The 25,846-nt window shown below is 68.3% G+C and carries 25 protein-coding genes and 1 pseudogene; 11 read left to right on the top strand and 15 right to left on the bottom strand.

What is annotated here, in order from left to right; translation table 11 throughout:
• The first annotated feature begins 21 nt into the window (after positions 1–21).
• The 6 genes from GBA65_RS08385 to GBA65_RS08360 all read left to right on the top strand — a co-directional run bounded on the left by GBA65_RS08385 (position 22) and on the right by GBA65_RS08360 (position 6,351).
• Complete coding sequence (locus tag GBA65_RS08385; protein WP_166396186.1) at positions 22–1,386, top strand: MFS transporter; 1,365 nt, start codon at positions 22–24, stop codon at positions 1,384–1,386.
• 90 nt (positions 1,387–1,476) lie between these two features.
• Entirely contained in the window at positions 1,477–1,821 is a 345-nt protein-coding gene (locus tag GBA65_RS08380; protein ID WP_166396185.1) for a cupin domain-containing protein, read from the top strand.
• Between the two features lie 31 nt (positions 1,822–1,852).
• On the top strand, positions 1,853–2,722 hold the full coding sequence (locus GBA65_RS08375; RefSeq protein ID WP_166396184.1) for an MBL fold metallo-hydrolase: 870 nt from the start codon (positions 1,853–1,855) through the stop codon (positions 2,720–2,722).
• 155 nt (positions 2,723–2,877) lie between these two features.
• Positions 2,878–3,849 (top strand): asparaginase, encoded by a 972-nt coding sequence (locus GBA65_RS08370; protein WP_166396183.1) that lies wholly within the window; start codon positions 2,878–2,880, stop codon positions 3,847–3,849.
• Positions 3,850–3,885: 36 nt separating this feature from the next.
• Positions 3,886–5,385: an FAD-dependent tricarballylate dehydrogenase TcuA gene (tcuA, locus tag GBA65_RS08365; RefSeq protein ID WP_166396182.1), complete on the top strand. Its 1,500-nt coding sequence runs from the start codon at positions 3,886–3,888 to the stop codon at positions 5,383–5,385.
• Between the two features lie 57 nt (positions 5,386–5,442).
• Entirely contained in the window at positions 5,443–6,351 is a 909-nt protein-coding gene (locus GBA65_RS08360; protein WP_166396181.1) for an ornithine cyclodeaminase family protein, read from the top strand.
• An 88-nt stretch (positions 6,352–6,439) separates the two neighbouring features.
• On the opposite strand, the gene GBA65_RS08355 is transcribed toward GBA65_RS08360, so the two are convergent.
• The 7 genes from GBA65_RS08355 to GBA65_RS08325 form a co-directional block, all read right to left on the bottom strand.
• Positions 6,440–6,901, bottom strand: a complete 462-nt coding sequence (locus GBA65_RS08355) for a hypothetical protein (protein WP_166396180.1) — start codon at positions 6,899–6,901, stop codon at positions 6,440–6,442.
• A gap of 112 nt (positions 6,902–7,013) precedes the next feature.
• A complete protein-coding gene (locus tag GBA65_RS08350) occupies positions 7,014–7,898 on the bottom strand; it encodes a Zn-dependent hydrolase (RefSeq protein WP_166396179.1) in 885 nt (294 codons plus the stop codon).
• A gap of 17 nt (positions 7,899–7,915) precedes the next feature.
• Positions 7,916–8,209: a M28 family peptidase gene (locus GBA65_RS08345; RefSeq protein ID WP_166396178.1), complete on the bottom strand. Its 294-nt coding sequence runs from the start codon at positions 8,207–8,209 to the stop codon at positions 7,916–7,918.
• 76 nt (positions 8,210–8,285) lie between these two features.
• Entirely contained in the window at positions 8,286–8,858 is a 573-nt protein-coding gene (locus GBA65_RS08340) for an orotate phosphoribosyltransferase (RefSeq protein WP_166396177.1), read from the bottom strand.
• A 45-nt stretch (positions 8,859–8,903) separates the two neighbouring features.
• Entirely contained in the window at positions 8,904–10,226 is a 1,323-nt protein-coding gene (locus GBA65_RS08335) for an MmgE/PrpD family protein (protein ID WP_166396176.1), read from the bottom strand.
• Between the two features lie 143 nt (positions 10,227–10,369).
• On the bottom strand, positions 10,370–10,579 hold the full coding sequence (locus tag GBA65_RS08330) for an amidohydrolase family protein (RefSeq protein ID WP_228281938.1): 210 nt from the start codon (positions 10,577–10,579) through the stop codon (positions 10,370–10,372).
• Positions 10,580–11,110: 531 nt separating this feature from the next.
• The gene (locus GBA65_RS08325; RefSeq protein ID WP_166396174.1) at positions 11,111–11,626 is read right to left on the bottom strand and encodes a dihydroorotase; all 516 of its coding nucleotides are present in this window, start codon (positions 11,624–11,626) and stop codon (positions 11,111–11,113) included.
• A 134-nt stretch (positions 11,627–11,760) separates the two neighbouring features.
• Between GBA65_RS08325 and GBA65_RS08320 the strand changes: the two genes are divergently transcribed.
• The 5 genes from GBA65_RS08320 to GBA65_RS08300 all read left to right on the top strand — a co-directional run bounded on the left by GBA65_RS08320 (position 11,761) and on the right by GBA65_RS08300 (position 17,274).
• Positions 11,761–12,498 carry an IclR family transcriptional regulator gene (locus GBA65_RS08320; RefSeq protein WP_166396173.1) on the top strand — a complete coding sequence of 246 codons (738 nt, stop codon included), beginning with the start codon at positions 11,761–11,763 and terminating at the stop codon, positions 12,496–12,498.
• A gap of 7 nt (positions 12,499–12,505) precedes the next feature.
• The gene (locus GBA65_RS08315; protein WP_166396172.1) at positions 12,506–13,336 is read left to right on the top strand and encodes an iron-sulfur cluster-binding protein; all 831 of its coding nucleotides are present in this window, start codon (positions 12,506–12,508) and stop codon (positions 13,334–13,336) included.
• Between the two features lie 18 nt (positions 13,337–13,354).
• The gene (locus GBA65_RS08310) at positions 13,355–14,287 is read left to right on the top strand and encodes a dihydroorotate dehydrogenase (RefSeq protein WP_166396171.1); all 933 of its coding nucleotides are present in this window, start codon (positions 13,355–13,357) and stop codon (positions 14,285–14,287) included.
• A 257-nt stretch (positions 14,288–14,544) separates the two neighbouring features.
• Entirely contained in the window at positions 14,545–15,819 is a 1,275-nt protein-coding gene (locus tag GBA65_RS08305) for an MFS transporter (protein WP_166396170.1), read from the top strand.
• 408 nt (positions 15,820–16,227) lie between these two features.
• On the top strand, positions 16,228–17,274 hold the full coding sequence (locus tag GBA65_RS08300) for an AbrB family transcriptional regulator (RefSeq protein ID WP_166396169.1): 1,047 nt from the start codon (positions 16,228–16,230) through the stop codon (positions 17,272–17,274).
• Positions 17,275–17,741: 467 nt separating this feature from the next.
• Here the strand turns inward: GBA65_RS08300 and GBA65_RS08295 are convergent, their stop codons facing one another.
• From GBA65_RS08295 to GBA65_RS08265, 8 genes and pseudogenes are all read right to left on the bottom strand, one after another.
• Complete coding sequence (locus GBA65_RS08295; protein ID WP_207956250.1) at positions 17,742–18,986, bottom strand: Gfo/Idh/MocA family protein; 1,245 nt, start codon at positions 18,984–18,986, stop codon at positions 17,742–17,744.
• 1 nt (position 18,987) lies between these two features.
• Complete coding sequence (locus GBA65_RS08290; RefSeq protein WP_166396168.1) at positions 18,988–19,989, bottom strand: sugar phosphate isomerase/epimerase family protein; 1,002 nt, start codon at positions 19,987–19,989, stop codon at positions 18,988–18,990.
• 100 nt (positions 19,990–20,089) lie between these two features.
• Positions 20,090–21,073, bottom strand: coding sequence for an ABC transporter permease (locus tag GBA65_RS08285; protein ID WP_166398408.1), 984 nt, complete (start codon positions 21,071–21,073; stop codon positions 20,090–20,092).
• On the bottom strand, positions 21,066–21,692 hold the full coding sequence (locus tag GBA65_RS24160; RefSeq protein ID WP_407691079.1) for an ATP-binding cassette domain-containing protein: 627 nt from the start codon (positions 21,690–21,692) through the stop codon (positions 21,066–21,068). The genes GBA65_RS08285 and GBA65_RS24160 overlap by 8 nt, the downstream gene beginning before the upstream one ends.
• Positions 21,693–22,112: 420 nt before the next feature.
• Positions 22,113–22,456, bottom strand: a pseudogene (locus GBA65_RS24155) (ATP-binding cassette domain-containing protein); the annotation flags it as partial.
• A gap of 181 nt (positions 22,457–22,637) precedes the next feature.
• A complete protein-coding gene (locus GBA65_RS08275) occupies positions 22,638–23,795 on the bottom strand; it encodes a substrate-binding domain-containing protein (RefSeq protein WP_166396167.1) in 1,158 nt (385 codons plus the stop codon).
• A 122-nt stretch (positions 23,796–23,917) separates the two neighbouring features.
• A complete protein-coding gene (locus tag GBA65_RS08270; RefSeq protein ID WP_207956247.1) occupies positions 23,918–25,126 on the bottom strand; it encodes a hypothetical protein in 1,209 nt (402 codons plus the stop codon).
• Positions 25,123–25,764 carry a sugar phosphate isomerase/epimerase family protein gene (locus GBA65_RS08265; protein ID WP_207956337.1) on the bottom strand — a complete coding sequence of 214 codons (642 nt, stop codon included), beginning with the start codon at positions 25,762–25,764 and terminating at the stop codon, positions 25,123–25,125. Before GBA65_RS08265 ends, GBA65_RS08270 begins: the two co-directional genes overlap by 4 nt.
• Between the last annotated feature and the right edge of the window lie 82 nt (positions 25,765–25,846).

Below are 25,846 nucleotides of genomic sequence, written 5' to 3'. Positions count from 1 at the left end.
CTTCGAGGGAAAGGGAACGTTATGGAAAGGTTAGGCGGAGAACACGAAGGGAACACCTCTTCGGTAAAGCAGGTGGCCCTGGCCAGCCTCGTCGGGACCACGATCGAGTGGTACGACTACTTTATCTACGGGACGACCGCGGCGCTGGTGTTCAACCAGCTATTCTTCCCGGCGTTCAGCCCGCTGGCGGGGACGCTCGCGGCATTCGCGACCTTCGCGGTAGGCTTCTTCGCCCGCCCGTTGGGCGGCGTGATCTTCGGGCACTACGGCGATAAGTTGGGGCGCAAGACGATGCTCGTGGTCACGCTGCTGCTGATGGGCGTCGCGACGTTCCTGATCGGGCTGCTCCCGAGCTTCGAGACCATCGGTATCTGGGCGCCCATCCTGCTCGTCGTCTTGCGCATAGTTCAGGGCCTCGGGCTCGGCGGCGAGTGGGGCGGCGCCGCGTTGATGGTCTCCGAGCACTCCCCCCCGAACCGCCGGGGCTTCTACGCGAGCTCGGTGCAGATGGGGGCCGCAGGCGGCCTGATAATCTCGGCGGCCGTTATCACCGCCGTGTCGCAGCTGATGACCGAGGCGCAGTTCGCCGCCTGGGGATGGCGCATCCCGTTCCTTGCGAGCATCGTCCTGATCGCGGTAGGCACGTTCATCCGGTTCCAGATCGCCGAGTCCGAGGCGTTTACTCGCCTCAAGGAGGCCGGCGCCGAGGCCCAGATGCCCATCGTCGAGGTGTTCCGCACGCGCCCCAAGAACGTACTCTTGGCCGCTGGAACGTCGGGCGCGAACAACGTGGTCTTCTACACCGTCTCCGTTTTCACGGTCTCCTACGGCGTCTCGCAGCTGGGCCAGTCCCAGGGCACGATGCTGACGTACCAACTCCTGGTCGCCCTGGTCTATTTCTTCACCATACCGCTCTTCGGCGCGCTCTCCGATCGCATCGGTAGACGTGCGATGATCATCGCGGGCATCATAACGATGGCCCTCTTCTCCTTCCCCTACTTCTGGCTGGTGGATACCGGCAGCGGTCCGGTGATACTGCTGGCGATGGTGCTCGCGCTCTCCGTCTTCCAGGCCGCGGCCTACGCCCCGCAGTCCGCTTTCATCCCCGAGCTGTTCGACACCCGCGTCCGCTACAGCGGCGCAGCTCTCGGCTACAACCTGGCGACGATGATCTTCGGCGGCACGGCCCCGTTTATCGCGACCGCCCTCTTCGCGTGGGCCGGCCAGAGCACGTGGGCGATCTCGATCTACGTGGTAGCCATATGCCTCGTAAGCTTCGTCTCCGTATACCTCGCCACGGAGACCCCTATGCTCCGCGAGGGTTCGGACCAGACGGACGAACGACGCCTCACCGCGAGCCGGAGCGAGGAGACGGCCGGCTCGTGATCGGGGTCCGAAACCAGCGGCACTCGGCGGCGTCCCCTGGCGCCGCCGGGGAGCACCCTGCTCGGGCGCAGGGGAGATGAGGCTTTGTTCGTGAAGAGTTGGGGGTCGTTCCCCGAGGTGGAGGTCTTGCCGAACAACCATCGCACCTCCGTGGCCGGTCTACAAGTCGGCGTGAACCGCATCCGGTGGGTGCATCCGGCCTCCACGCCCGACCACCGCCACGACGACGCGGAGCAGGTGATCCTGATGCTCTCCGGACGGATGGAGATGACGATCGACGGCGAGGAGTACGAGATGGCGGAGGGCGACGTCGCGGTGATCCCGAAAGGCGTCTCCCACCACGGACGCACGCTGGGCGAGGACGCCGTCTTTTACGAGGTGTTCGCTCCCTTGAGGGTCCAAAACCTCGTCGGGTTCATCGGGAAGGTGTTCTAGGCGTGTCGGAAGAGGGACGCGGGTACGGTTCATGGAACAGATAACGTCCGGCGTCTTCGTGGAGACGGGGAACCTGGGTTCGAACAACTCCATCATCCTGGCCGATGAGGGCACCGTCTTGATCGACGCCCCGCACAAGCCGACCGACGCGGCGCGCTGGCGGGACACCGCCGCCGAGTTCGGCGAGACCTCCTACCTCGTCCACACCGACCATCACATAGACCATACCCTGGGAAACTTTCTGCTGCCCGGCAAGGTGGTATCGCACAGCGTCACCAGACGCAGGATGGCCGAGGAGTACCCCTCGTGGGGTTACGTCCGCGACCTCCTCTCCGTCATCGACCCGAAGGGCCTCGACGTAATGCCGAAACTGGCTTTGAGGCTGCCGACCGTCACGTTCGAAGATGGGATGCAACTGCACCTGGGCGATGTGACGGTGGAGCTTATGCACCTGCCGGGGCACACCGGCAACAGCCTCGTCGCCTACCTCCCCGAGCGAGGGGTGCTGTTCAGCGGCGACAACGTCTGCGAGGCCGGCCTGCCGTCCTTCCAGGACGCGGACGTGGGAGCCTGGTTCGAGGCCCTGGACCGCATAGCCGGCCTCGACTTCGAGTTTCTGGTGCCCGGACACGGCGAGGTGGGGACGAAGGAGACGGTCGAGACCTTCCGGGATCACGCCCGGGACCTCGTCCGGCGCGTCGGGGAGGCCGCACGGGCGGGGATACCCGCAGACGAGGCCGCGGACCGCATCGGGTTCGAGGACAAGATACACACCGCGACCGCGTCCTACGCCGGCTACCCGGACGACCTGATCGAACAATTCCAGCGAAGGAGCGTCCTGAGCATCTACGGTCAGCTGACGCGGGACCGACCACACCCGGCCCTCGCACGGAGCTTGTAGGTGAATTCTCCTCCGCAGAACATTACGATGCGTTCGTCGCCCGACCGCCCCGCCTCCGAGCTACCGTGCGGTACCCCCGCTTCGGCTCGCCCCGGTACGGCGTCGCGCGACCGTCACGAGACCCTCGGCGTCCACCTCACCCTCGGGGGACCGGCGTGAGCACGCGTCCGCAGGTGTTGCTCGTCTCGCTCGGCGGGACGATCGCCGGGGTCCCCGATGAGCGGGGGCGGAACGCGCCGGCGAAGACGGCCGCCGACCTCCTGTCCTCCACGCCGGGCGCGGAGGACCTGGCCGAGGTCCGGGTGGCCGACGTGAGGCAGATGCCCAGCCGCGCGATCTCGCCGCCGGACATGCACGCGCTGGCGCGAGAAATCCGCGAAGGCGTGCGAGAAGGTTGCGAAGGGGTCGTCGTCACGCACGGCACCGACACGATGGAGGAGACAGCCTACGCCCTGGCGTTGATGCTGGATATCGGTGTGCCCGTCGCCCTGACGGGCGCGATGCGCCCGGGGCACGTGCCCGGCTCTGACGGTCCGGCGAACCTGCTGGCCGCGCTGCGGGTCGCCGCTACCCGCGAGGCGGCGGCGCTGGGACCGGTAGTCGTCATGCACGACGAGGTACACGCGGCCCGGTGGGTCACCAAAGCCCACACCTCGCGCGTGGCCGCCTTCGCCTCGCCGTCCTTCGGGCCGGTCGGGACGGTCCTCGAGGGAAGGGTGCGCCTGCACGTCGACTCCGTCCGGTCGGAGTTTCTGGGTGTCCCCGACGAGCTGTCCGGCAGGGTCGAACTCGTGTGGGTCTCGGCCGGGGCCGACGGCGCCCTCGTCGACGCGACGGCGGCCTTAGCCGACGGTCTGGTGATCGCCGGTACCGGCGGCGGTCACGTGCCTCCCGCCATGGCAGAGTCTCTCCAAAAGGCCGTCGAAGGTGGCCTTCCGGTAGTGCTGGCGAGCCGGTGCGCCGGTGGGCCGGTGCTCGAAGAGACCTACGGCGGCGTCGGCTCGGAGAGCCATCTGCGCTCGATCGGGCTCGTCCCGGCCGGCACGCTGGGGCCGCTCAAGGCCAGGCTGCGCCTGATGGTCGCCCTTGCCGTGGGAGAGGACCCCGTCGAGGCCTTTTCCGAATGATACGTTCTCAATACTGACCGATTTTCTAGGAGGATCATGGCGGAGAAGAGGTACGACGTGGTCGTCGTGGGGGCCGGCAACGCGGCGTTCTCGGCGGCGCATGCTGCGGCCGAGCAAGGAGGGCGCGTGCTGGTGCTGGAGAAGGCGCCGCGCGAGGCCATGGGGGGCAACAGCTACTTTACGGCGGGCGCCATCCGTACGACGCACAACGGGCTGGAGGACTTACGCCCCCTGCTCGACGATCTCTCCGACGAGCAGGCCGCCGCAACGGAGTTGGATCCTTACACGCCCGAGGCCTTCATGGCCGATATGCGGCGCGTAACGGAGGGGCGCTGCGACCCCGAGTTGACCCGGATAATGGTTCACGAGTCGACCGACACCGTGCGGTGGCTCCAGGAGAAGGGCCTGCGCTTCAGGCTGATGTACGACCGCCAGTCCTTCGAGGTCGGCGGCAAACGGCGCTTCTGGGGTGGCTTGGTGCTCGGCACGGTCGGGGGCGGTAAGGGGCTCATCGAGCAGCACGTCCGCGCCGCCGAGGAGGAGGGCGTCGAGATCCGTTACGACTCGCCGGTGGTGGGGTTGTTGAAGGACCACGCCGGCTCCATTCGGGGCGTGATCTGCCAGGGCCCCGACGGCAGGTCGGAGATAGAGGCCGGCGCGGTGGTGCTCGCCGGCGGGGGCTTCGAGTCCGACCCGCAGATGCGCGCAGCCTACCTGGGTCCGCAGTGGGACGTGGCCAGGGTACGGGGTACGCAGCACAATACCGGAGAGGTGCTGCGCATGGCCATCGACGCCGGCGCCCAGCCCTACGGCAACTGGAGCGGCTGCCACTCCATAGCGTGGGACGCCGCCGCACCCCCGACCGGGGACTGGGAGCTGACGAACCTTTTCTCCAAGCAGTCCTACCCCTTGGGGATCGTGGTCAACAGGGAATCCAAGCGCTTCATCGACGAGGGCGCGGACTTCCGTAACTACACCTACGCCAAGTACGGCGCGGAGATACTGCGCCAGCCGGGCGCCCTCGCCTACCAGCTTTTCGACGCGAAGACCGAGCTGCTGCTCAGGCAGGACGAGTACACGGCGCCCGGGGTATCCCGCTACGAGGCGGAGACCATCGACGAGCTCGCCGAGAAGCTGGATCTCGACCCGCCGGTGCTACGGCGCACCGTCGACGAATTCAACGCGGCCGTCGTGCCGGGGGATGATTTCGACCCGTCGGTGAAGGACGGCAAGCGGACCGAGGGCATCGAGCCGCCAAAGTCCAACTGGGCGTTGCCCATCGACCGCCCGCCGTTCTACGGGTTCGCGGTGACCTGCGGCATAACCTTCACCTTCGGAGGCGTGCGGGTCGACGACGAGGCGCGGGTGCTGGACCGGAGCGGGCGTCCGATCGGGGGCCTGTACGCGGCCGGTGAACTGGTCGGGGGCCTCTTCTACCACAACTACCCCGGCGGCAGCGGCCTCACGTCCGGGGCCGTGTTCGGGCGTCGCGCGGGCCGCGCGGCGGCCAGCATCGTCGCCCGCTCCACGGCATGATCGTTCCCGCAGCAACCAGCCGCGGAGCGTCGGGCTGCGCGCGGGAGCGCCCCTGACGTGGCGCTCTTCCTGCGGGAGGCAGAGGTGGGGCAGCTCCTGCCTCTGCCCGACGCCATCTCGTCCGTGGAGGACGCCTTCGGGATGCTCGGCTCCGGCGAGGCCGTCGATCACCCGCGCGGTCGGGCACAGGCTGACGGCGCGGTCCTCAACGCGATGTGGGCGATCGCTCCTACCCTCGGCGCGATGGGGATCAAGAGCTACCCGATAGTGCGCTCGGACGTGACGCAAAGCTCCACAAGCACCTTCGTGCTTTACGGCCTTCCCGAAGGCCGGCTGGAGGCGATCCTGGAGGCCGATACCCTCGGCCAGCGGCGGACCGGGGCCGCGAGCGCCGTCGCGACGAGGCGCCTGGCGCGGCCGGAGAGCAGGGTGCTCACCGTCTTCGGGGCGGGCTGGCAGGCGGAGAGCCAGGTAGCGGCGCTCGCCCGGGTGCTCCCGAACCTCGAACGGGTGCTCGTGGTCGGCCGCTCGGAGGAGAGGCGGGACCGGTTCGTCGCGAAGATGGGAGAGGCCTTGGGCGTAGGGGTCGAGGCAGCCGAAGCGGAAGAGGCGGTGCGCGCCGCCGACGTGCTCGTCACCATAACCGGCTCCGCCGACCCCCTCTTCGACGGCGCCTGGCTCAAGCCCGGTGCCCACATCAACGCCGCCGGATCCAATTTCGCGGGGAAGCGCGAGCTCGACGCGACCACCTTGCAGCGCGCTGATCTGGTGGTGGCAGACTCCTCCGAGGTTGCGCGCCTGGAGAGCGGAGACCTCATCTCCAACGGCTTCGACTGGGGTCGCCTGCACGAGCTCGGAGCCGTCGTCGTCGGCGCTGCCCCGGACGACGCACGGAAGGGGAGATCACCCTGTTCGAGTCGCACGGGCTCGCCCTGGAGGACCTGGTCTGCGCCGCGAAGGTGCTGAAAAAGGCGCGCGACGCGGGCATCGGCACGGAGATCCCGTCTAGCGGCGGTACCGCTTTCGCCTGCGCCAGCAGAACGATGCGCCGGGCCTAAACCGTCCTCTCGAGGGCCCAGACGGGGAAGCGGTACTCGCCACGCACCGTTTGCAAGAGAATCGCCGCCCCGACGACCTTCATACCCGCCTGTTCGGCGCCGCTCGCCGCCGCCTGGATGCTCTGCGTCGTGAAATGGGTATCCGCCGCGATGAGCACCCGTTCTCCCTGCGCCGCGTCCGTCCCGGTCTGCAAGGCGATGACGCCCTCCCGATCGTAGCTGACGCTTACGGGCTTCCCGGAGAGCAGCGCCAGCTCGTAGCCCAGTACTCGGTCGCCGAACAGGTCGCGCACCACTATCAGATCGAAGGGCTGGTCCACGATCTCGAGCAACCTGGCAGCGAGTTCTCTGAAGTTCGCAGGGCTCGCAAGCGGGTTGCTCCGCCGTACCTCTCCGCCCTCCGTGATCATACCTACCCTCTCGAAGAGCACACCGTTCTCAACAGTACCGTCGTTCACTTCTCTCTACCTCCTCTTCGGACTCCAGGCCGGGCTCTCATCGACAGGTTGCAAGCCCGTTGCAGCTTTGGCGAGTCGCGACGACGCCCCCTCCCCCACGCGGCCTGCGACCTCAATCGCGTTTTCTGGCATCGAGCGACGTCAAGGCCGTGGCCAGAACCCCGGCCGCTCGAGCTATGTGCTCCACATCGCTCCACTCCCGCGGCGAGTGGCTTATGCCTTCGTGGCTCGGCACGAACACCATGCCGCTCGGCGCGACTTTGGCGACGTGGGCCGTGTCGTGGCTCGCGCCGCTCGGGAGGACGCAGAAGTCCGTCCCGCTCACCTCGGCCGCGCGCGCCAGCCTCTCGCGGATCGGCTTGTGCAGAACCACCGGGGATTGGTCCGAGAGCAAGGTCGCCGAGAGCTCCAGGCCCCTGCGAGAGGCGATGCGCGTCGCGCGGTCGAGCAACTCTTCGGCGAGGTCACGCTGCCGCTCCGAGTCCACGTCGCGCACGTCGAGCGCGAGACGCGCGGTCCCCGGCACCGTGGTGACGGAGCCGGGGTCCACCTCCATCCGGCCGACGGTGGCCACCGTCGTCCGCAGGGCCAGCGCGCGCCGCTCCGCCTCGAGTACGAACTCGCTCGCCCCCGCCAGGGCGTCGTGCCTCATCGGCATCGGCGTAGCCCCGGAGTGGTCGGGCCGGCCGGAGAACTCGAGCTCTACCCGCGTGCTGCCGGCGATGGCGTCCACCACGCCTAGAGGTCTGCCCCGGTTCTCCAGGACGCGCCCCTGCTCGATGTGCAGCTCCAAAAAAGCCGCGACGGACCCGGGCTCCCACGCGGCTTCGGCGCTGTCTTCCGGGCGCAGGCCGACGGAGGAAGCGCACTCGGACACGGAGCGTCCCTCGCCGTCCGTCAACTCCCGCAGCGTCGCCGCCGTGAACGCGCCGGTGGCTACGCGGCTCCCTATGCACGGCGCGCCGAAGCGGGCGCCCTCCTCCCCGCTGAAGACCACGACCCCGAACGGAGAGCTCAGGCCCCGGAGCCTTTCAACAGCCGCCCCACCTCGAGCGCCGCCGCTATCCCGGCCGCACCGTCGTAGGCTCCGCCCCGCGGCACGGTGTCCAAGTGAGAGCCGACGAGCAGGGCGGGCCCCTCGCCCGGAAGCTCGGCGAAGGTGTTGCCGATGGCGTCCGTCCGCACGCGGAGCCCCAGGTCCGCGGCCCAGCGCCCGAACAGCGCGTGAGCCTCCCGCTCCTCCGGGCCGAAGGCGAGGCGGGTCCAACCGCCGCGGGGGTCCGGCCCGATCTCGGCAAGCTCGCGCAAAAACCTGTCTACGTAACGCGGCTCCGGGTCGCTCGAAATCGCCGTCTTCGTTCCCGCTGCAGGCTCCCCGGGCCGGTTAGTCAATGCCCAGATCCTCAGGCGTGAAGAGGTAGGCGTAGCTCGCCGAGTGCTCAGCAAAGCGCTCTTCGGCGCCCTCCCGACGATCCAGGACGGCGACGGCATGGCGCGCGTTCGCGCCCGCTTCCCTAACGCGCGAGATCGCCCGAAGCGCGCGCCCCCCGGTCACCACCACGTCCTCGATAAGGGCGACGTTCTCGCCCGCGTAGAGCTCGCCCTCGATCGCCCGGGGCGAGCCCGGCTCGGGGTCCGGGCGTACGATGGCCAGCGGGAGCCCGGACTCGAGCGAGATCGCCGTCCCGAGCGCGACCGCCCCGAGCGCGGGGGCGACGAGGCGCTCGGTACCTTCCGGAACGAGCTCGGCGAGAAAACGCGCCAGTCGGCGCAGGATCGCGGGCCGGGTCTCGAAGAGGTATTTGTCGAAGTAGTAACCCCGCCGCAGACCGCTGGCGAACACGAAGTCGCCCTCCACGTAGGCCGCCCGCACGATGTCCGCCCGCAGCTCCGCCAGGGCCTCCTCGCGCGAGAGGCGCAGCCTGTTCTCCGACAGAAGGTCTATCCCGCGGCGCACGCGCCCCTCATTCTTCCTCCTGCACCGCCGGCCCCCGCCACGAGGTCACGCGGCCCCCTCGAAGAGCTCCGCGACGTCCCCCACCTCGGCCACCCCGAGCAGCCTGTCGTGCAACACACCCGGGTCCTCTCCTCCCACCAGAGCCTCGAACTTGGCGCGCAGCTCATCCGGTCGCGCGGGGTCGGAGTGGTGCCCGTGCGGATTCTCCACCCGCTCCGTGAGGACGCCGGAGGGCGTGTGGACCGTGACGCGCGCCGGGGCGGCATCGGGCCAGGAGTCCTCCAGGTCCTCCGCCGCGCGGACCTCGACGCGTCCGGCGAGTTCGGCGACGCGCTCGTCCGGCTCGAACGCCTCCGGCCTGGCGTGGCCGTGGATCATGGCGGCGGCGACCGCGTACTGGGTGGAGAAGCGGGTCGACAGGTCGTTGGGCCGCGCCTGGCGCGAGATCTTGAGGTTGTTCGAGACCGTCTCGACCTCCACCCGCGACACCTCCTCCACGGGGAGCGGACCGAGAGCGAACACCGCGTCGAGCGCCGAGTGGCTGAGCGCGCAGGCACTGTGCAGCTTCATGTAGTTGCGCGTGATGCGGAGCCGGTCGGGGTCCAACGGCGCGTCAAGCGCCTCGGGACGACTTAGCGCGCCCACCAGCCCCCCGAAGGCCTCCCTTTGAGCCTCGCGCGAGCCGGTGAACCCGGAGGCGGCCATGCGGTTCGCGTCTAGCCCCAAACTCGCCGCTCTCCCGGTGTAGGCGTTGCGGGCCGTGGCACCCTCGAAGCAGGGCTGCCACACGGGCAACAGCGGCAGGGTCGCCGCGACGGCCGCCGGCTCCACCGGGTCCACGCCCGCGAGGCGGGCGACCGCGACCGCCGCGCCGACCGCGCCGAAGTGCCCGTGCGGGTGGAGAGGATACGTCAGCTTGTAGGCCTCGAACAGGCGCGCCGTCACCTCGTAGCCGCCCAGGACCGCGGCGATCAGCTCGCGCCCCGTCGCGTGCAGAGCTTGCGCCGCGGCCAGCGCGGCCGGGACCACGTGCATCGCCGGGTGGCCCGTCGGCCTGCAACCCTCGTCCAGATCCAGGAACGTCCCGGCCGTCGCGTTGACGAAGGCGGCATCGGCGGGCTCCGCCCCCGGAAACCCTGGGACGAGCAGGCTGGCCCCACCGCGGGCGAGAGGCCCGAAGAGCCCGCCGGCGCCCTCGACGTATGCCGCGATCTCCGGCCGCTTCGCTCCGCCTATAGCCACGCCGACGGTATCGGCGAACACCCGGACCGCGTGATCCAGAACGTCCTGCGGAACCTCGTCCAGCTTCAGCTCGGTCGCCGAGGACACGAGCGGTGCAAGGTCCGGCGCCTCCAACGCACTATCCACGGGGTACTGCCGCCTCGTGTTCGCGCGACGACCGGACGAGCTCGCCGCGCGGTTCGCCGACCGGCTCCCCGTCCCTCATTACGACGCTCCCGCGGAGGACGGAGGCCCTGAGCGCCCCGCGCAGCCGGGCCCGTTCCAGGGGCTCAACGGGTGCTTGGAGTGCAACCGCTCGTTCTGCACGACCGTCTCCCCGCCGGATCCACGAGCGTCAGGTCCGCGTCCGCGCCGGGGCGTACGGAACCCTTGCGCGGATAGAGCCCGTACAGGCGCGCCGTCCCCTCGGAGAGCGCCCACGCCAGTTTCTCCGCGGACATACGCCCCTCCAGCACCTCGTTCACCATCACCGGCACCATCGTCTCCACCCGACCGCCCCGGCGGGCTGCGTCGCCAGGTCCTTCTGCTTCTGCTCTATCGTGTGCGGGGCGTGGTCGGAGCCCAGGGAGCTTACCGTACCGTCCCATACCCCTCCCAGAGCGCATCCCGGTCGTGGGCGCGCCGGATGGGGGGTATATCTTCATGGACGGCCCCACCGAGTGGTACGACTCGTCGGTGAGCGTCAGGTAGTGCGGGCAGGTCTCGGCGGTTATGGAGACGCCCCGCCTCTGTGCCTCCCGCACGATCTGGATCCCGCGCGCAGAGCTGGTGTGCACGACGTGGAACCGGCACCCCGTCGCCCGCGCGAGCTCGGCCCGAGGGCTATCGTGGCGGCCTCGGCCGTGTCGGGCCTGCTGGCCAGGAAGTCGTCGTAGTCCTCGATGCCCCTCCCCAGCGCCCGCTGGGAGGCCTCCACGATCTCGCGGTCCTCGCAGTGGGCCGCCAGAAGCCCCCGGCCCTCGCGATGGCCTCGAAGAGATCGAGCACGTCCCCGTTGCCGGGCGGGAGGATCAGGTTCTCCGGCGGCTCGTCGGCGAGGTTGTAGACGAGCTGCTTGGTCTGACGATGCAGCGCGTACCCCAGAACAGCTTGACGCCGACCGCCCCCTCCTCCACGAGCGCGGCCACCTCCCCGAGGTTCTCCCTCCCGAGCGAGATGGCCCACAAGCCGAAATCCACGAACGCCACGCGGGCGTGCTGCTCGGCGCGCTCCCGAAAGACGGAGACGTCGCTCACGGGCGGTATCGCGTTCGGCATCTCGAAGATGGTCGTTACGCCCCCCGCGGCCGCAGCGCGCGTCGAGTGGGCAAAGTCCTCCTTCTCCGTGAGACCCGGGTCGCGCGAGTGGACGTGCGGATCTATGAAGCCCGGGAACACCAGCAGCCCGCTCGCGTCGATCTCCTCGTCCGCCCCGGAAGACTCACCCGCCGCCACGAGCGCCGTTATGCGCCCGTCCTCGCACTCGACGTCCGCCGAGTAACTCCCCTGCGGCGTCACCACGGTGCCGTTCCTTACCGTAAGCCTCAAAAGCGCCCCCAAATCCTCCGCGAGTTGCCAACGGTTTGGGGACCAGTGTAACATAGTAACGGAACCGAGTTCTACTGAACGGAACTCGAAGTTCGAGTGGGGGATTGATGCAGGGGATCCAGAGACAGGTCGCTTTGCTGGACGCGATAAGCGATGCGCACGAGGCGGGGGCGTCGATAACCGAGCTCTGCCTCGCGACCGGCCTGGCCAAGAGCACGGCGCACCGCATCCTGGAGGGACTACAGGAGTACGCGCTGGTCGTCCAGGAGGAAGACTCGAAGCGGTGGAGGCTCGGGCCTCGGGCCGCTTTCTGGGCGGGCAAGTACCTGGAGGGCCCCACCTCGCTGGCGCCGTTGCGGGGGTTCGTCCGGCAGCTGAGCCGGGAGACCCAGTTTTTCTCGTACATGACGGTCCTGGACCACGGGGAGCTCGTTTGCGTGGCGGTCGAGCGGCCGGAGAGGAAAGCGCAGTTCTACGTGCAGCTCGGGAGCCGCATCCCCGTGCTCTCCGCCGCCGGCGCGAGGGCGATCTTGGCCTACGAGCCCGAGGAATCGGTGCGCCCCCTCGTGAAGCGGGCGGTGGCCGAGGATCCGCGGACCCTCGTCGAGACGGTCACGGTGGCGTCCTACCTGGACGAGCTCGCGGAGACGCGGCGCCGGGGCTACGCGACGTGCATGGAGGAGCTGGAGGTGGGCGTCAGCGCCGTCGGGGCGGCGGTCTTCAACGCGAGATCCCGGCCCGTCGCCAGCTTGACCGTGGTGGCCCCGACGCCCGGGCTGCTCGAGGGGTGGGACGAGACGGTAAAGACGCTGCGGGTGGTCGTCGACGAGGCCTCGGCCACGGTCGGGGCAGCGACGCTGCGGAGGGGATGAGCGGTTGGTGGCGGAGACACCCGTCAACACGGACTGGAAGATAGAGGACGGCGTCGTAGTGGAGAACGGGGTCGTGGGCCCCGAGAACGGCGACATCGGGCGCGTGGTGATCGAGGCCCCCGGCGTGGTCGCGGCGGCGCGCCCCGGTCACTTCGTGATGTTGCGGACCTGGGAGGGCGAGCCGTTTCTGCCCCGGGCCATGGCGCCGCTCTCCTACGACGTCGCCTCCGGTCGGATGGAGATCTTCTACCGGATCAAGGGCCCGGGCACGCGAGCCATAGCCAGGACCCATCCCGGAGAGATCGCCCGCGTCACGGGACCGCTCGGGCGGCCCGTCGTCGAGGACTTCGAGGGGCGGCGCGTCGCGCTCGTGGGCCGGGGCGTGGGCATCACGCCGCTCCTTCCGCTGGCGGAGCACATCGTCGCGAAGGGCGGCGAGGTCCGCGCGTACCTCTCGGCGCGCACCCGCGACTACGTCTTCGGCCACGACCGGTTCGCCGCGCTCGGTCCGGTTCGCGTCAGGGTGGACGACGAGGACGGGGACGAAGCGTTGGTGACGGACGCCCTGGCGAGAGAGTGCGAGGGATACCGCGTGGACGCGGTCTACGGGTGCGGGTCGTGGCGGCTCACCCGGGCGGCGGAAGCCCTCGGCGTCTCCCACGGGTTCCCTTCGTACGTCTTCCTCGAGTCCAAGATGGGGTGCGGCGTCGGCTACTGCAAGGGGTGTCCGGCCCGGCTTCGCAACGGGGACGGGTACAAGCTCGTTTGCGTCGAGGGCCCGGTCTTCCCCACTCGGGAAGTGGAGCTCTCCGATCCCGTCCATGGGCCACCGGAGTAGAGGAGGTTACGGCACCTCGTGAAAGCGGAGCTCGCGACCGACGTAGGACCGCTCAGGCTCAAGAACCCCGTTATGCCGGCGTCCGGGACGTACGATTGGTTCGGCCGCGACCCGGAGCAGGTGAGCGCGGATTCGTTCGGCGCGGTCGTGACGAAGAGCGTAACGTTGAGACCGCAGGCCGGCAACCCGCCGATCCGCGTCGCCGAGACGCCCTCGGGGATGCTCAACGCGATCGGCATCCCTTCCGTCGGCATCGAGGAATTTCTGGAGGAGGTGCTGCCGCAGTACCACGCGCTCGACCCGCCGGTGATCGTCAGCGTGCAGGCCTACTCGCCGCGAGAGTGCGAGAGCATGCTGGCGCGGCTGAGCGAACAGCCCAGGGTCGACGCCGTGGAGTTGAACCTGTCCTGCCCCAACCTGGCTCACGGGACGATCACCGCGCAGTCGGCGCGGCTCAGCGCGGAGATGGTCGCCGCCGCGCGCGGGGCCACCCGGTTGCCGATCGTCGCGAAGCTCTCGCCGAACGTCACCGACATCGCGGAGATAGCGAGGGCCGTGGAGGAGGTTGGGGCGGACGCCCTGTGCCTGATCAACACCGTCAAGGGCATGGCCGTGGATGTCGAAACCAGGCAGGCGCTGCTGGGCAACCGCAGCGGCGGTCTCTCCGGGCCGGCCATAAAACCCATAGCCCTGAGCATGGTCTGGGAGTGCTACCAGGAGGTGGACATCCCGATCGTGGGCGTCGGCGGTATAGCGACGGCCGAAGACGCCCTGCAGTTTCTGCTGGCCGGGGCGCGGGCCGTGCAGGTGGGAACCGCCACGTTCAGGGAGCCGAGGTCCCTCGCGCGGATCATCGCGGGGATCGAGGAGCACCTGGCGCAAGATGGCCTCCACTCGGTCGGCGAGTTGGTGGGGTGGTGTCACAAGGGCCGGCTTACGGTTGGCTCCTAGGATCCGCTCGGAGAGCCGCCGTTTCGGGGGTCGCCGCGACGAGGACCTTCACGGAGCGCGAAGAAGGAGGTGAGGATTATGGCAGAACGACCGCATCGAGATCGGCCGCCGACCGCGTCCGCGAACGGACGTCCGGACGGTTCGGGTTCTCGTCCGAGGGCGGCGGGCTCGTAGCCAGGTCCAAGCGCAGGTAGTCGGGGACGGGATAGCTTCGTGGGCGAGGGCACGGGTCCTCGCCGGCGGGAGAGGAGGATACGATGGATAGTTCCGAGACGCGCGGCAACGTCGGAGCCGGCGCGGGCCGAAGCGCGTCGCTCGCGACCGAGACGGGGGACGTCAAGCCGGACCGCTACGCCTGGAAGGCTCTTTGGGCCTCGGCCGTCGGCTACGCGATGGACGGCTTCGACTTCCTGATCCTGGCCTTCGCGCTGAGCGCGATCACGGCGTCGCTGGGCCTCACGGGCGCGGAGGCGGGCTCGCTCGCCACGCTGACGCTGATAGGCGCGGTCTTCGGAGGCGTCGTCTTCGGCGTCCTCAGCGACTACTTCGGCCGGGTGAAGCTTCTCGCCCTTACGATCCTTATCTTCGCCGTGTTCACGGGGTTGACCGCCATCAGCCAGGAGTACTGGCAGATAGCGGTCTTCCGTTTCATAGCCGGCCTGGGGTTGGGTGGGGAGTTCGGCATCGGGATGACGCTCGCCGCGGAAGCGTGGCCCGCCAAGTTCAGGGCGCGCGCGACATCGCTGGTGGCCGTCGGCTGGCAGACCGGCGTCTTCCTGGCGGCCATAGTGTCGGCGATCCTCATCCCCCTCATCGGATGGCGCGGCCTCTTCCTCGTCGGCATCGCGCCCGCACTCTTCGCCTTCTACGTCCGGCGCGGGGTGCACGAGCCCGCCCTCTTCGAGGAGAACAAGAACAAGACGCGACGAAGCTTCCCGCTGTGGCTGCTCTTCAAGGACAGAGCCACCACCAAGACGAGCGTCGGGATCGCCATCCTTACGTCGGTGCAGAACTTCGGCTACTACGGCCTCATCATCTGGCTGCCGACCTACCTGTCCAGCGAGTTCGGTTACGGCCTGACCCAGACGGGGGCCTGGACCGCAGTCACCGTCGTCGGCATGATAGTCGGCATCATGGTGTTCGGCGTTCTGGCCGACCGCTTCGGGCGCCGCCCCCTGTTCTGGGCCTTCCAGACGGGCGCCGCCCTCTCGGTGCTCGCCTACAGCCAGCTCGACGCGCCGTTCGCCCTCCTGATCGGAGGGGCCATAATGGGCTTCTTCGTCAACGGGATGCTCGGCGGGTACGGGGCGATAATGGCCGAGCTCTACCCGACCGAGGCCCGCTCCACCGCGCAGAACGTGCTGTTCAACATAGGCCGGGCTGTCGGCGGCTTCGGACCGCTCGTGATCGGGGCGCTCGCGGTCGTCTACGGGTTCTCGCTCGTGATAGCCATGCTCGCGAGCATCTACGTGATCGCCATCATAGCCACCGCGACCCTGATCCCCGAGCGCCGCGGCGCCGCGCTGAATTAGAGCGTAGAAGGAAGCACGCATACCCGGGCGGAGAATCAAGCAGGGTGACCGCGGGCTTCGAAGCCGCGCTCACGAGCGTAGGCGGCCCATCGCGCCGCCTACGCCTCCCGTAACTCGAAAGCTCACTCGGCGACCTCGCCCGCCTCGCCCTGACCCCGTGCTCTTCTCCGTCGCCTCGCGGATCTCGCTCGTAGGTGCAGCCCCAGCAGCGGAGTTAGAGGCGGAGACACCGGGACGCGAACACTCCGGCTTCGCCGATGGTCTCGAGGGCTAGGTGGGACGAGAGCGACGCACCCTGAGGAAAGTCGGACGCCGATGGAGCGGCCCGGACATCGACGAGGCGATTCGTTGAGGCCCGGGAACGGCCGAAGAACGTCCGCTGCGAGGCAATCGGGACGCGCCAGAGCGTTGAGGTTGCTGCCCCTCGCTGTCGGTGCGGCCGGCGCGGGTCTGGTGGCGCAGGGCCTGAGCGTTCCCGCCGCCTGGCTGGTCGGGCCCATGCTCGTCGCGATCCTACTCGCGCTCGCCCGACCGGAGGCACGACCCCGGATACCGGGCTGGACACGGCGGGCCTCCCAGGCCGTCGTCGGCATCGTGATCGCCTCGACCTTCCAGCCTGCGGTCCTGCCGCTCGTCGCCAGGGAGTGGTTCGCGGTCGGTCTCGCGGTAGGGAGCACCGTGCTGTTGAGCTTGGGTGCCTCCGTCGTGCTCGCCCGGTTCGCGCCCCTGGACGGGAGGACGGCGGCGCTGGGGACGTTGCCCGGCGCCGCGTCCGCGATGTCGTTGCTGGGCGAGCCCTTGGGCGCCGATCCGCGTCTGGTCGCGCTGATGCAGTACGGACGCGTCGTCCTCGTCGTCGCCTCGGCTGCGATCGTCGCCCGCCTCGGAGCACCGGCGCCGGTGACCGCCGGCTTCGCAGGGCTTGAGAAGCAGGGCGTGGATCCCCTGATCCAGAACCTCTGGGCGGCGTACGCCGTCGCGGCGCTGGTTGCGGTGGTCGGGGGTTGGGTCGGGGCCCGGCTAGCACTCCCCGCCGGCGGGCTGTTGGGACCGCTCCTGCTCGGAGTCGCGCTGCAGGAAGCACGGATTCTGGACCTTGCGTTACCCGCCGGCGTACCACCGCTTGCCTACGCCCTCATAGGCATTCACGTGGGACTGCTCTTCGACCGGACCTCCCTGCGAAGGGCGGGTGGCCTGCTGCCCTCCCTACTCGCCTCGACGCTCTCGCTCATGCTCGCGTCCGCCGGTATGGGGTGGGTGTTCTCCGCCCTCACGAACACCGACTACCTTACGGCCTTTCTCGCAACCACCCCCGGAGGGATAGACTCGATCGCGGTCATGGCCGTGGGGAGCGGCGCGGACGCCTCGCTCGTCGTGGCGGTCCAGACCATGCGTCTTCTGGCCGTGGTGCTTGTCGGCGCGCTGCTCGACCGCCGGTGGTCCGCACGGAGGTAGACGACCGCCTACCCAACCTCCACGCCGCCCTTCACCGCGCGACGATGCGCCGGGTAGCGTCCGGGCGGGGTCCTTTGAGCAGAAGGGGGCGAGGAGATGCCGGGACCGAACCTCGACGTTGGGAAAGAGCTCCGCGGCAAGGAGCTACTGTTTCCGCGCGCAGCGAACCGTCTCTGCTTTTCCTCCCTCTCCGCCGCCTCCCCCTCAAACTACCGCTGCTATACGCCCTCGCCGCTCGAGCTACGGTGCCCAAAGACGACGCTCCCCGGCCATCATCGAGAGCGTCATATGCCAAACCGGAGATGGAGGAGAGGCACTGGTGGTAGAAGAAGGCCCGGACAGCGGCCCTGAGAGCCGGCACCGCGCTACGCAGGAGCCGCCGACGGGAAGAATGAGAGCACCTGCTATGAGGTAAGCAAGAAGCGCCCTCCCCGCGCCAACCCGCGGATCCTTCGAAAGCGTTGGGTTCAGTGGTCGAATGATCGGCCGGGGTCCCGTGACAGGTTTCGGCCCTCCAGGGCGTCCTTGCCCACCTTTGCAGGACCGTCGGTAGCGGGATGCTCGCGAGCATCCGTCCACTTTTCGTCGCTGAGGTGGCTCTCGACGACCTTCTCGATAAAACGTACACCCCTGGCTCCGTCGTGGACGGTCGGGAAATCGTGGGCCATCCCGTCGCCGGGCTGCTCGCCCCTCGCAACCCGAATCGTTGCGGCGACGCTCGAGTAGACGTTGGCGAAGGCCTCAATAAACGCCTCGGGGTGACCTGGAGGGACCCTCGTGGCGTTCTTTGCGTCCTCGCAGAGGTAGTCGTTTCCCCTTTTGAGGACCTGTTCGGGGGCCCCGTCGGGCTTGAACAGGAGGCGGTTCGGCTCCTCCTGGCGCCACTCGAGGCCGCCCTCGCTCCCGTAGACCCTTATCCTGAGGTCGTTCTCCTCGCCGGCGGAGATCTGGGATGCGATCAGGACGCCCTTGGCGCCGCCCTCGTAGCGCAGGAGGAGGTTGCCGTCGTCGTCGAGGCGCCGCCCCGGCACGAAGGAGGTCAAGTCGGCGCAGAGTTCGGATATTTCTAGTCCCGTGATCGTGGCGGCCAGGTTCTCGGCGTGCGAACCTATGTCGCCGATGGCGCCGGCGATGCCGGACCTCCCGGGGTCGGTGCGCCACTCCGCCTGCTTGGCGCCCGTCTCCTCGACGTTCCTGGCGAGCCAGCCCTGGTTGTACTCGACGATGACCTTGCGGATCTCGCCGAGGTGCCCCTCGCGCACCATGTGCCGCGCCTGCTTGACCATAGGGTAGCCGGTGTACTGGTACGTGACCGCGAAGACGACGCCGGCCTTCTCGACCGCGTCTACGAGCTCCTCGGCCTGCTCCGTGGTGTGGACCATCGGCTTGTCCAGGACGACGTTGAAGCCCGCCTTGACGAAGGCGTGGGCCACGGGGAAGTGCACGTGGTTCGGGGTGACGACGCTCACGAAGTCGACGCGGTCCTCTTCGGGCAGCGCGAGCTCTCCCTCCAGCATCCGGGTCCAACTGCCGTAGACGCGGCCTTCCGGCAGGCCCAGCTCGCGCCCGGAGGCGAGTGACTTCTCCTCCGTCGACGAGAGGGCTCCCGCGGCGACCTCTATCTGACCGTCCATGACCGCGGCGGCCCGGTGAACCGCCCCTATAAACGCCCCGGAACCGCCGCCGACCATCCCCATCTTGAGTTTCTTCAAGCTACTGCTCCCTCTCGAACGCAGCGTCGAAGGCCGCCGACGACGGCTCGAAGTCTACGCCCCTGACGTACGCCGCCGACTCCCTCGCCCCGTGCACCCGGTCCATCCCGGCGTCCTCCCACTCGACGGAGAGGGGGCCGTCGTAGCCGATGCGGTTCAAGGCGCGAATAATGGCCTCGAAGTCGATGCCGCCCCGTCCGACGGAGCGGAAGTCCCAGCCGCGGCGGTGATCTCCGAACGGGAGGTGCGAGGCAAGGATACCGCTCTCGCCGTCGAGGGTGCGGGCGGCGTCCTTCATGTGCGCGTGGTAGATGCGGTCGGGGAAGCGGTTCAGGAACTTCACGGGGTCCACGAACTGCCAGTACAGATGGCTCGGGTCGAAGTTGAAGCCGAACGCCTCGCGGCGCCCGATCGCCTCGAGTGCCTTCTCGGTGGAGAAGATGTCGTAGGAGATCTCGGTGGGGTGAACCTCGAAGGCGAACCGGACGCCCTCCTCGTCGAAGACGTCGAGTATCGGGTTCCACCTGTCGGCGAAGTCCCGGTAGCCCTCGTCTATCTCCTCCTGAGAGGTCGGCGGGAAGAAGTAGAGCTTGTGCCAGATTGACGAGCCGGTGAAGCCGGTGACCGTATCGACGCCCAGTCTGGCCGCGGCCCTGGCGGTGTCCTTCATCTCCTCGGCGGCGCGTTGCCTGACGCCCTCCGGTTCCCCGTCGCCCCAGACGTGCGGGGGCAGGGTCGCCTTGTGGCGCTCGTCAATGGGGTCGCAGACGGCTTGGCCGACGAGGTGGTTGCTGATGGCGTAGCAGCGGAGGCCGTGTTCGGCAAGGAGATCGAGACGTCCCTGTGCGTAGCGGTCGTCTTCCAGAACTTTGCGGACGTCGAAGTGGTCGCCCCAACTGGCGAGCTCCAAGCCATCGTAGCCCAACTCCTTCGCGAGCGGGGCGAGCTCCGTGAGCGGCATGTCCGCCCACTGGCCGGTGAAAAGCGTTACTGGCCGTGCCAAGGTTGCTCCTACCTTTCTCGTGTCTCCGGCCGCGTCTTCTCGGACCGTGGCCTACGGCGGGGATGTTCCGTTCGTGATCGGGAATTTGCGTGGCACCAGTTCATCGGGAGCCGGGGCCCTTTCTGGCGAGGGCGACGGCGAGGATGATGATCGCGCCGCGCACGATCTGCTGCTGGCTGAACTCCAGGCCCATAAGGGTCAGGCCGTTGTTTATGAGGCCGACGAGGAGCGCGCCGAGCACCGAGCCGACGACCGTGCCGTAGCCGCCGAAGAGGCTGGTGCCGCCAAGGATCACGGCGGCTATCACGGAGAGCTCGTCGCCCTCGCCCCACTGGTAGCGCCCGGACTGGAGGCGCCCGGCGTAGAGCATCCCGGCGAGCGCCGCGACCGTGCTGGAGGCGAGCAGGACGTAGAACTTGATCCTGCGGGTGTCCACCCCGCTGAAGCGGGCCGCCGACTCGTTGCCGCCCGTGGCGAGCACACGCCGTCCGTAGGCGGTCTTTCGGAGGACGATGTGCCCCACCGCGAACACGATGAACATCCATATCAGGAGGGCGGGGACGGGGCCGATCTGCCCCGAGCCGAAGATGGTGTTGAACGAGTCGTCGAGGATCGGGACGGGGGCGGAGTCGGTGATCCAGCGGGCAGTTCCGACCGCGATCCCGAGCATGCCAAGCGTGACCAGAAACGACGGTATGTTGAACCTGGCGACGAGGGCGCCGTTGACGGACCCGACGATGAGCCCCGTCAACAGACCGGTTGCCGCGCCGGCGAAGAAGCCGTACTCGGAGACCGCCAGCGCGCTCGTTACGGACGCGAGCCCCGCCACGGACCCGACGGAGAGGTCTATCTCGGCCGCCGAGATCACGAAGGTCATCGCGACCGCCATGACCGCGATGATCGCGCTCTGGCGCACGATGTTGAGCAGGTTGTTGAAGCTCAAAAAACCGGAGTCGTAAAGGGTGGCGCCGAAGAGAGCGAAGACCACCAGAAAGGCGATGAACACGACATACTGGCGCCAATCGAAGCGCGGGACGCTCGCCGAGGCGACGCCCGCGTCGGCGTCCGCTCCACGGTTAAACACTCTGGACAGCACGGTGCAACTCCTCCTCGGATCCTACGTCTCTTCTGTGCATCTCTCGCGTTACGGTGCCGTCCTGCAGGACGAGGATCCGGTCGCTCACGGCGAGCAGCTCGGTCAGCTCCGAGGAGATCACGATGATCCCCTTGCCGGAGTCGGCGAGGTCCCGGGCGATGTCCAGGATCTCCGTCTTGGCGCCTATGTCCACCCCGGCGGTCGGTTCGTCCATGACGAGCACGTCCGGCTCGGCCGCGAGCCACTTGGCGATGACGACCTTCTGCTGGTTGCCGCCGGAGAGGAGCCAGATGGGCTCGAAGATGGAGCTCGCCTTGACCTTCAACCTCTCGACGAGCGCCCCGACCGTCCGCTCCCCCCGCCGATCGTCGACCACGCCGCGCCGCTGCAACCCCTTCAGGAGCGGCAGGAGCAGGTTGTCCTTGACGGAGTGGTCCAAGACGAGCCCCTGGAGGCGACGGTCCTCGGGGATCAGGGAGATCCCCGCGTCCATCGCGTCGCGCACGCCACGGATGTCGACCGAGCGGCCGTGGACCAGGATCTCGCCGGCGTCCACCCTGTCTATGCCGAACAGGGCGCGCGCGATCTCCGTCCTGCCGCTCCCCATGAGACCGGCGAGGCCGAGTATCTCACCCGGGTACAGATTGAAGCTCACGTCCCGGAAGCGGCCCGCCGCGGACAGAACTTTCACTTCCAGAAGCGGCGAGCCCGTCCTGTCCACCTCGCGCTCGCGCCACTCGAAGGCGCCCTCCATCTTCTCCCCGACGATGTGGTCGATGACCTCGTCGAGGGTCAGGTTGGAGACCTCGTCCGTTATGGCGTTCCGGCCGTTGCGCAGGACCGTCACCCGGTCGGCGATCCGGAAGACCTCCTCCATGCGGTGGGAGATGTAGACGATGGAGATGCCGTTCGCCTTGAGCCTGCGGATGAGGTCGAAGAGCGCCTCCGACTCGGTCTTCGTTAGGGACGAGGTCGGCTCGTCCATGATGAGGATCCTGGCGTCCCTGGAGAGGGCCTTGGCGATCTCGGTGAGCTGCCAGTAGCCGGTGCTCATGTCCGCCACGGTCTTCTTTGGATCAACGTCCTCGCCGAGCTCGGCGAAGAGCTCGCGGGTGCGGCGCTCGCTCTGGCGGTCGTCGAGGAGCTTCGTCCCGGTGCGCGGCTCGGAGTTCAGGAAAATGTTCTGGGCGACGCTGAGGGTCGGGATCAGGCTGAACTCCTGGAAGATCATCGCGATCCCGTTCTCCTGCGCCTCCTGCGGAGACCGGATCTGGACGGTCCTCCCGTCCACCCTGACCTCTCCCCGTCCGGCGCGTGGACGCCCTCCAGAATCTTCATAAGCGTCGACTTACCGGCGCCGTTGCCGCCCATCAACGCGTGGACCTCGCCCTTCGCAGCTCGAAGTCGACGCCGTGCAGGACTGCGTTGCCGCCGAAGGACTTTACGATGCCCTCAGCTCCACCGCCGCTTCTGTTCGGTTCTCCGTCACGACCCTTTCCCTCGTTCCTTCGGGGCAGGCGGGCAGATTCCGCCCGCCGCCCCTCCTCGCGGTCTACTCGCCGGCGGCTTCCCTGACCTGCTCGGGCGGCTCCTGGTTGTAGACTTCCTTCCAGGCGTCCATGACGTTCTCGCTCGTCACGGGCAGGGCGGGGAGCGCCACGTAGGGGGGCGCCTGCTTGTCCAGGAGGGCGTACCCGGCCAGGTTGGCCTCGGTGACGCCCTGCTCGTAGGGCCTCTGGGCGCCGAGTCCCTTCACCATCCCGCCCGAGGCGAGCTCTATCGCCATCGGGGTGCCGAGGTCCATGGTGGCGACGGTCAGGTCGTTGCGCCCGGCGGTCCTGGCCCCGGCGAGGACGCCCTCCGCCGGCACGTCCCACACCGCCCAGATGCCTTTGAGGTCCGCGTTGGCGGTGAGCATCGCGGAGGCGGCCTCCTCGGCCTGTCCGGCGAAGTCGGGCCCGCCGATGCCCTGGTCGGCGACGATCTCTATGTTCGGGTACTCCTCCTCGATCGTCTTCTTGAAGGCGTCGTAGCGCTGCTGCGTGACGAAGAAGTCCGCGGCGTGGTAGATCGCGCCGATCTTGCCCTCTCCCCCCAGGGTCGAGGCCATGAGGTGGGCCGAGGCGACCCCGTTGCCGTAGTTGTCGGCCGAGACGACGCTCGTGTAGTCCTTGCCCTGTTCGAAGCCCTCGGGGACGTTGTCCATGAAGACGAGCTTCACGCCCGCCTCGGCCGCCTTCTTGTAGGCGTCGGCGGTCGCGACCGGGTCGGTCGGTATAGAGACTATGACGTCCGGTTTCTGGGCGAGCACGGTTTCTATGTCCGAGACCTGCTTGCCGGGGTCGAAGTCCGCGTCCGTGGTCGCTATAACCTCGATGCCCATCTCCTTGAAGCGGGTCTCGAGGGCGTTGATCTGGGCCCGGCTCCAGTCGTCGCCGCCGTAGTGCATCACGATGGCCGCCTTGGCGCCCATCTCCTTGACCTGCCCGAGCTCCTCGTCGGTCAGCGTCACCTCGTCGGCCGGCGTGGGCTCCTCGCCGTTGGGCCCGGTGCTCAGAACCTTCCCCTCCAGCTCCGCCAGGGCCTCTTGCGCCTCGGGCAGCGTCTCGCCGCCCCCGCCCTGTCCGCCGCCCGAGCCGCCGCAAGCTGCGAGCGTCAAGCTCAGTGCCACGAGCAGCGCCCAGACCACTAATCTCTTACCGTGCCTCACTCCGTCCTCCTGTGCATCCCGGAACCCCCTCTCGACAGGAGGAGGCCTTCCCCTGAAATTCCGTCTCCCCTTTCGGGGACTTTCCGCTACGGCCCGCTCCTTCGAGCCGGGGCGTGGCCCGCTCAGATCACCCCATAAACTCCCTTGTTGAACTCGCTCACGGGGCCGACAAAGTCGCGGTACGGCTCGTCGTAAGGGTCCTTGATCCCCCAGCCGCGCCCCTTGTTCTCGACGTAGGCGCACCAGTGCCACCCGAGAAACCAGGGCTCCCGGAGAACGGTGTTTATGGCGTCGATGTAGTCCCGGGCCCTGCCGCTCTGGTCCTCGATGCCGCTTGTCCGGTGCGGGTTCATCTCGGTGGGCGTCCAGTTGCCGATGTCGGCGATGATGACGGGCTTTCCTGTCTCCTCGTGCCAGCGCGCGAGGTCGTCGCGCATCCCGTTGCGGGACTCCTCCGTGGGCTCTGTGAAGTACTGAATCGAGAGGACGTCCACGAACGGCTGCATCGCGCGCAGGACCGCGCTCGGGATGCCCTTGTTGCCGTTGTAGCGGTCCCCGAGAATGAGGTGGTTCGGGTCGTAGCTCTTGATGTGCTTCGTTATCGTTTCGTAGTACTTTGTGGCGACGTCGAAGAGCTTCTCGTTGCGCTCCGCCTCGCTTAGCCCCTTCAGCTGTTCGAAGTCCTCGCCGCTCGCGTGGGGCAGCCAGGCCGGGATGTCGACGAGAAAGTACCCGATGAGGTTCTTGCTCCCGGCGTGGTCGAAGCAGATGTTTCTGGCGAGGTACTCGCAGTAGACGTCGAAGTCCCTGGAGTAGACGTCCCGGAAGGACGGATGGCCGTTCCAGTCTTCCATCTCCTGAACGCGCAGCTGCAGGACGTAGGGCATGTTCGCGGCTTCGAAGTCGGCGGAGCTCCAGCCCGTGGAAGAGTGGCCGAGGTCGATGGGATCTCCGAACCAGTCGAGCGCGACGCCCCAGTCACCGCTTATGTACTCCTGGGTCCAGCCGATGGTGTTGAAGCCCCAGTCCTTGAGGTCCTTGACGACGCCCTCGCGGATCCAACGCTCCCTGGAGCCGTACTTCTCCCTCCAGATGTTCGCGTTGTGCGGGTACTTCAGGTTGGACTCGTCGGCGTGGTTCAGCCCGACGGTGATGAAAGCGCCGCCGTCGGGGTCGACCATCCACCACCGGTCGTCCGCCCGTTCGAGCCGAAAGTACCCCGTCGCCTCGAACCGTCGCCCCTCGCTGCCGCCGTAGAAATCAACGCCCTCCATGGTCTCCGCCCCTCCCTTGTGCTCGTTCTTTTCCTCGATCGTGCGGCGCAACCTCACGCCGTCACCTCGTCTAGGAACTCCCTGCTTATGCGCGCCCCTTCTTTCGGGTCGTCGTAGGCGTCGAGCTCCACGGCGATCCAGCCGTCGTACGAGAGCTTCTTCAGCTCCCCTACCATCCGCCCGAAGTCGAGCTCCCCCCGGCCGAGCGGCAGGAATTCGCCGTTCGCGTAATCCTTGAGGTGGACGTATTTGATGCGGTCCCCGTAGATGTTTATGAGCTCGGCCGGGTCTCCCCCGCCCGCAGCGAGGTGCGCGGTGTCCGGGCAGAAGTTGATGCCGGTGTACTCGAACGTCCTGGCTATCTGCTCGGGGGACTCGACGCAGGTGCCGAGGTGCGGGTGGAAGCTCGGCACGAGCCCGAGGTCGCCGGCGAGCGCCACTACCCTTTCGAGGCCCTCGCCGAGAAGCTTGTAGTCCTCCTCGCGAATGCCGGACGCTCGCACCGCTCCGCCGCCGACCACGAGGTGCTCGGCTCCGAGCCGGGCGGCGAGGCGGGCGGCGGTCTCGATCCTGGAAAGCTCGTCGTCCAGGATCTCGCGGTAGATGAAGTTCGCGCCGGAGTAGACGCCGACGAGCGTCAGGCCGAGCCCGTCGGCGAGGCCACGCAGCTCATCCTCGCGGCCCTCGTACTGCATCAGGTTGCCGTCGAAGAGCTCGAAGCCCTTGTATCCGGCCCGGAGATGTCGCGGAGGGCCTCCTCGGTGGAGCCGGGCGTCA

Origin of the sequence: Rubrobacter marinus (genome assembly GCF_011492965.1) — a bacterium.
In the GTDB taxonomy this organism is placed as follows: Bacteria; Actinomycetota; Rubrobacteria; order Rubrobacterales; family Rubrobacteraceae; genus Rubrobacter_F; species Rubrobacter_F marinus.
The sequence above is the reverse complement of the archived record's forward strand: the minus strand, read 5'-3'. Positions and strand labels throughout refer to the sequence as shown.

Excerpts from the sequence above, each read along its gene's own strand:
- GBA65_RS08265 (WP_207956337.1), bottom strand. The coding sequence starts at position 25,764 with ATGCAGTACGAGGGCCGCGAGGATGAGCTGCGTGGCCTCGCCGACGGG.
- GBA65_RS08375 (WP_166396184.1), top strand. The coding sequence starts at position 1,853 with ATGGAACAGATAACGTCCGGCGTCTTCGTGGAGACGGGGAACCTGGGT.
- tcuA (WP_166396182.1), top strand. The coding sequence starts at position 3,886 with ATGGCGGAGAAGAGGTACGACGTGGTCGTCGTGGGGGCCGGCAACGCG.
- GBA65_RS24160 (WP_407691079.1), bottom strand. The coding sequence starts at position 21,692 with ATGGGGAGCGGCAGGACGGAGATCGCGCGCGCCCTGTTCGGCATAGAC.
- GBA65_RS08330 (WP_228281938.1), bottom strand. The coding sequence starts at position 10,579 with ATGGTGCCGGTGATGGTGAACGAGGTGCTGGAGGGGCGTATGTCCGCG.
- GBA65_RS08385 (WP_166396186.1), top strand. The coding sequence starts at position 22 with ATGGAAAGGTTAGGCGGAGAACACGAAGGGAACACCTCTTCGGTAAAG.
- GBA65_RS08305 (WP_166396170.1), top strand. The coding sequence starts at position 14,545 with ATGGATAGTTCCGAGACGCGCGGCAACGTCGGAGCCGGCGCGGGCCGA.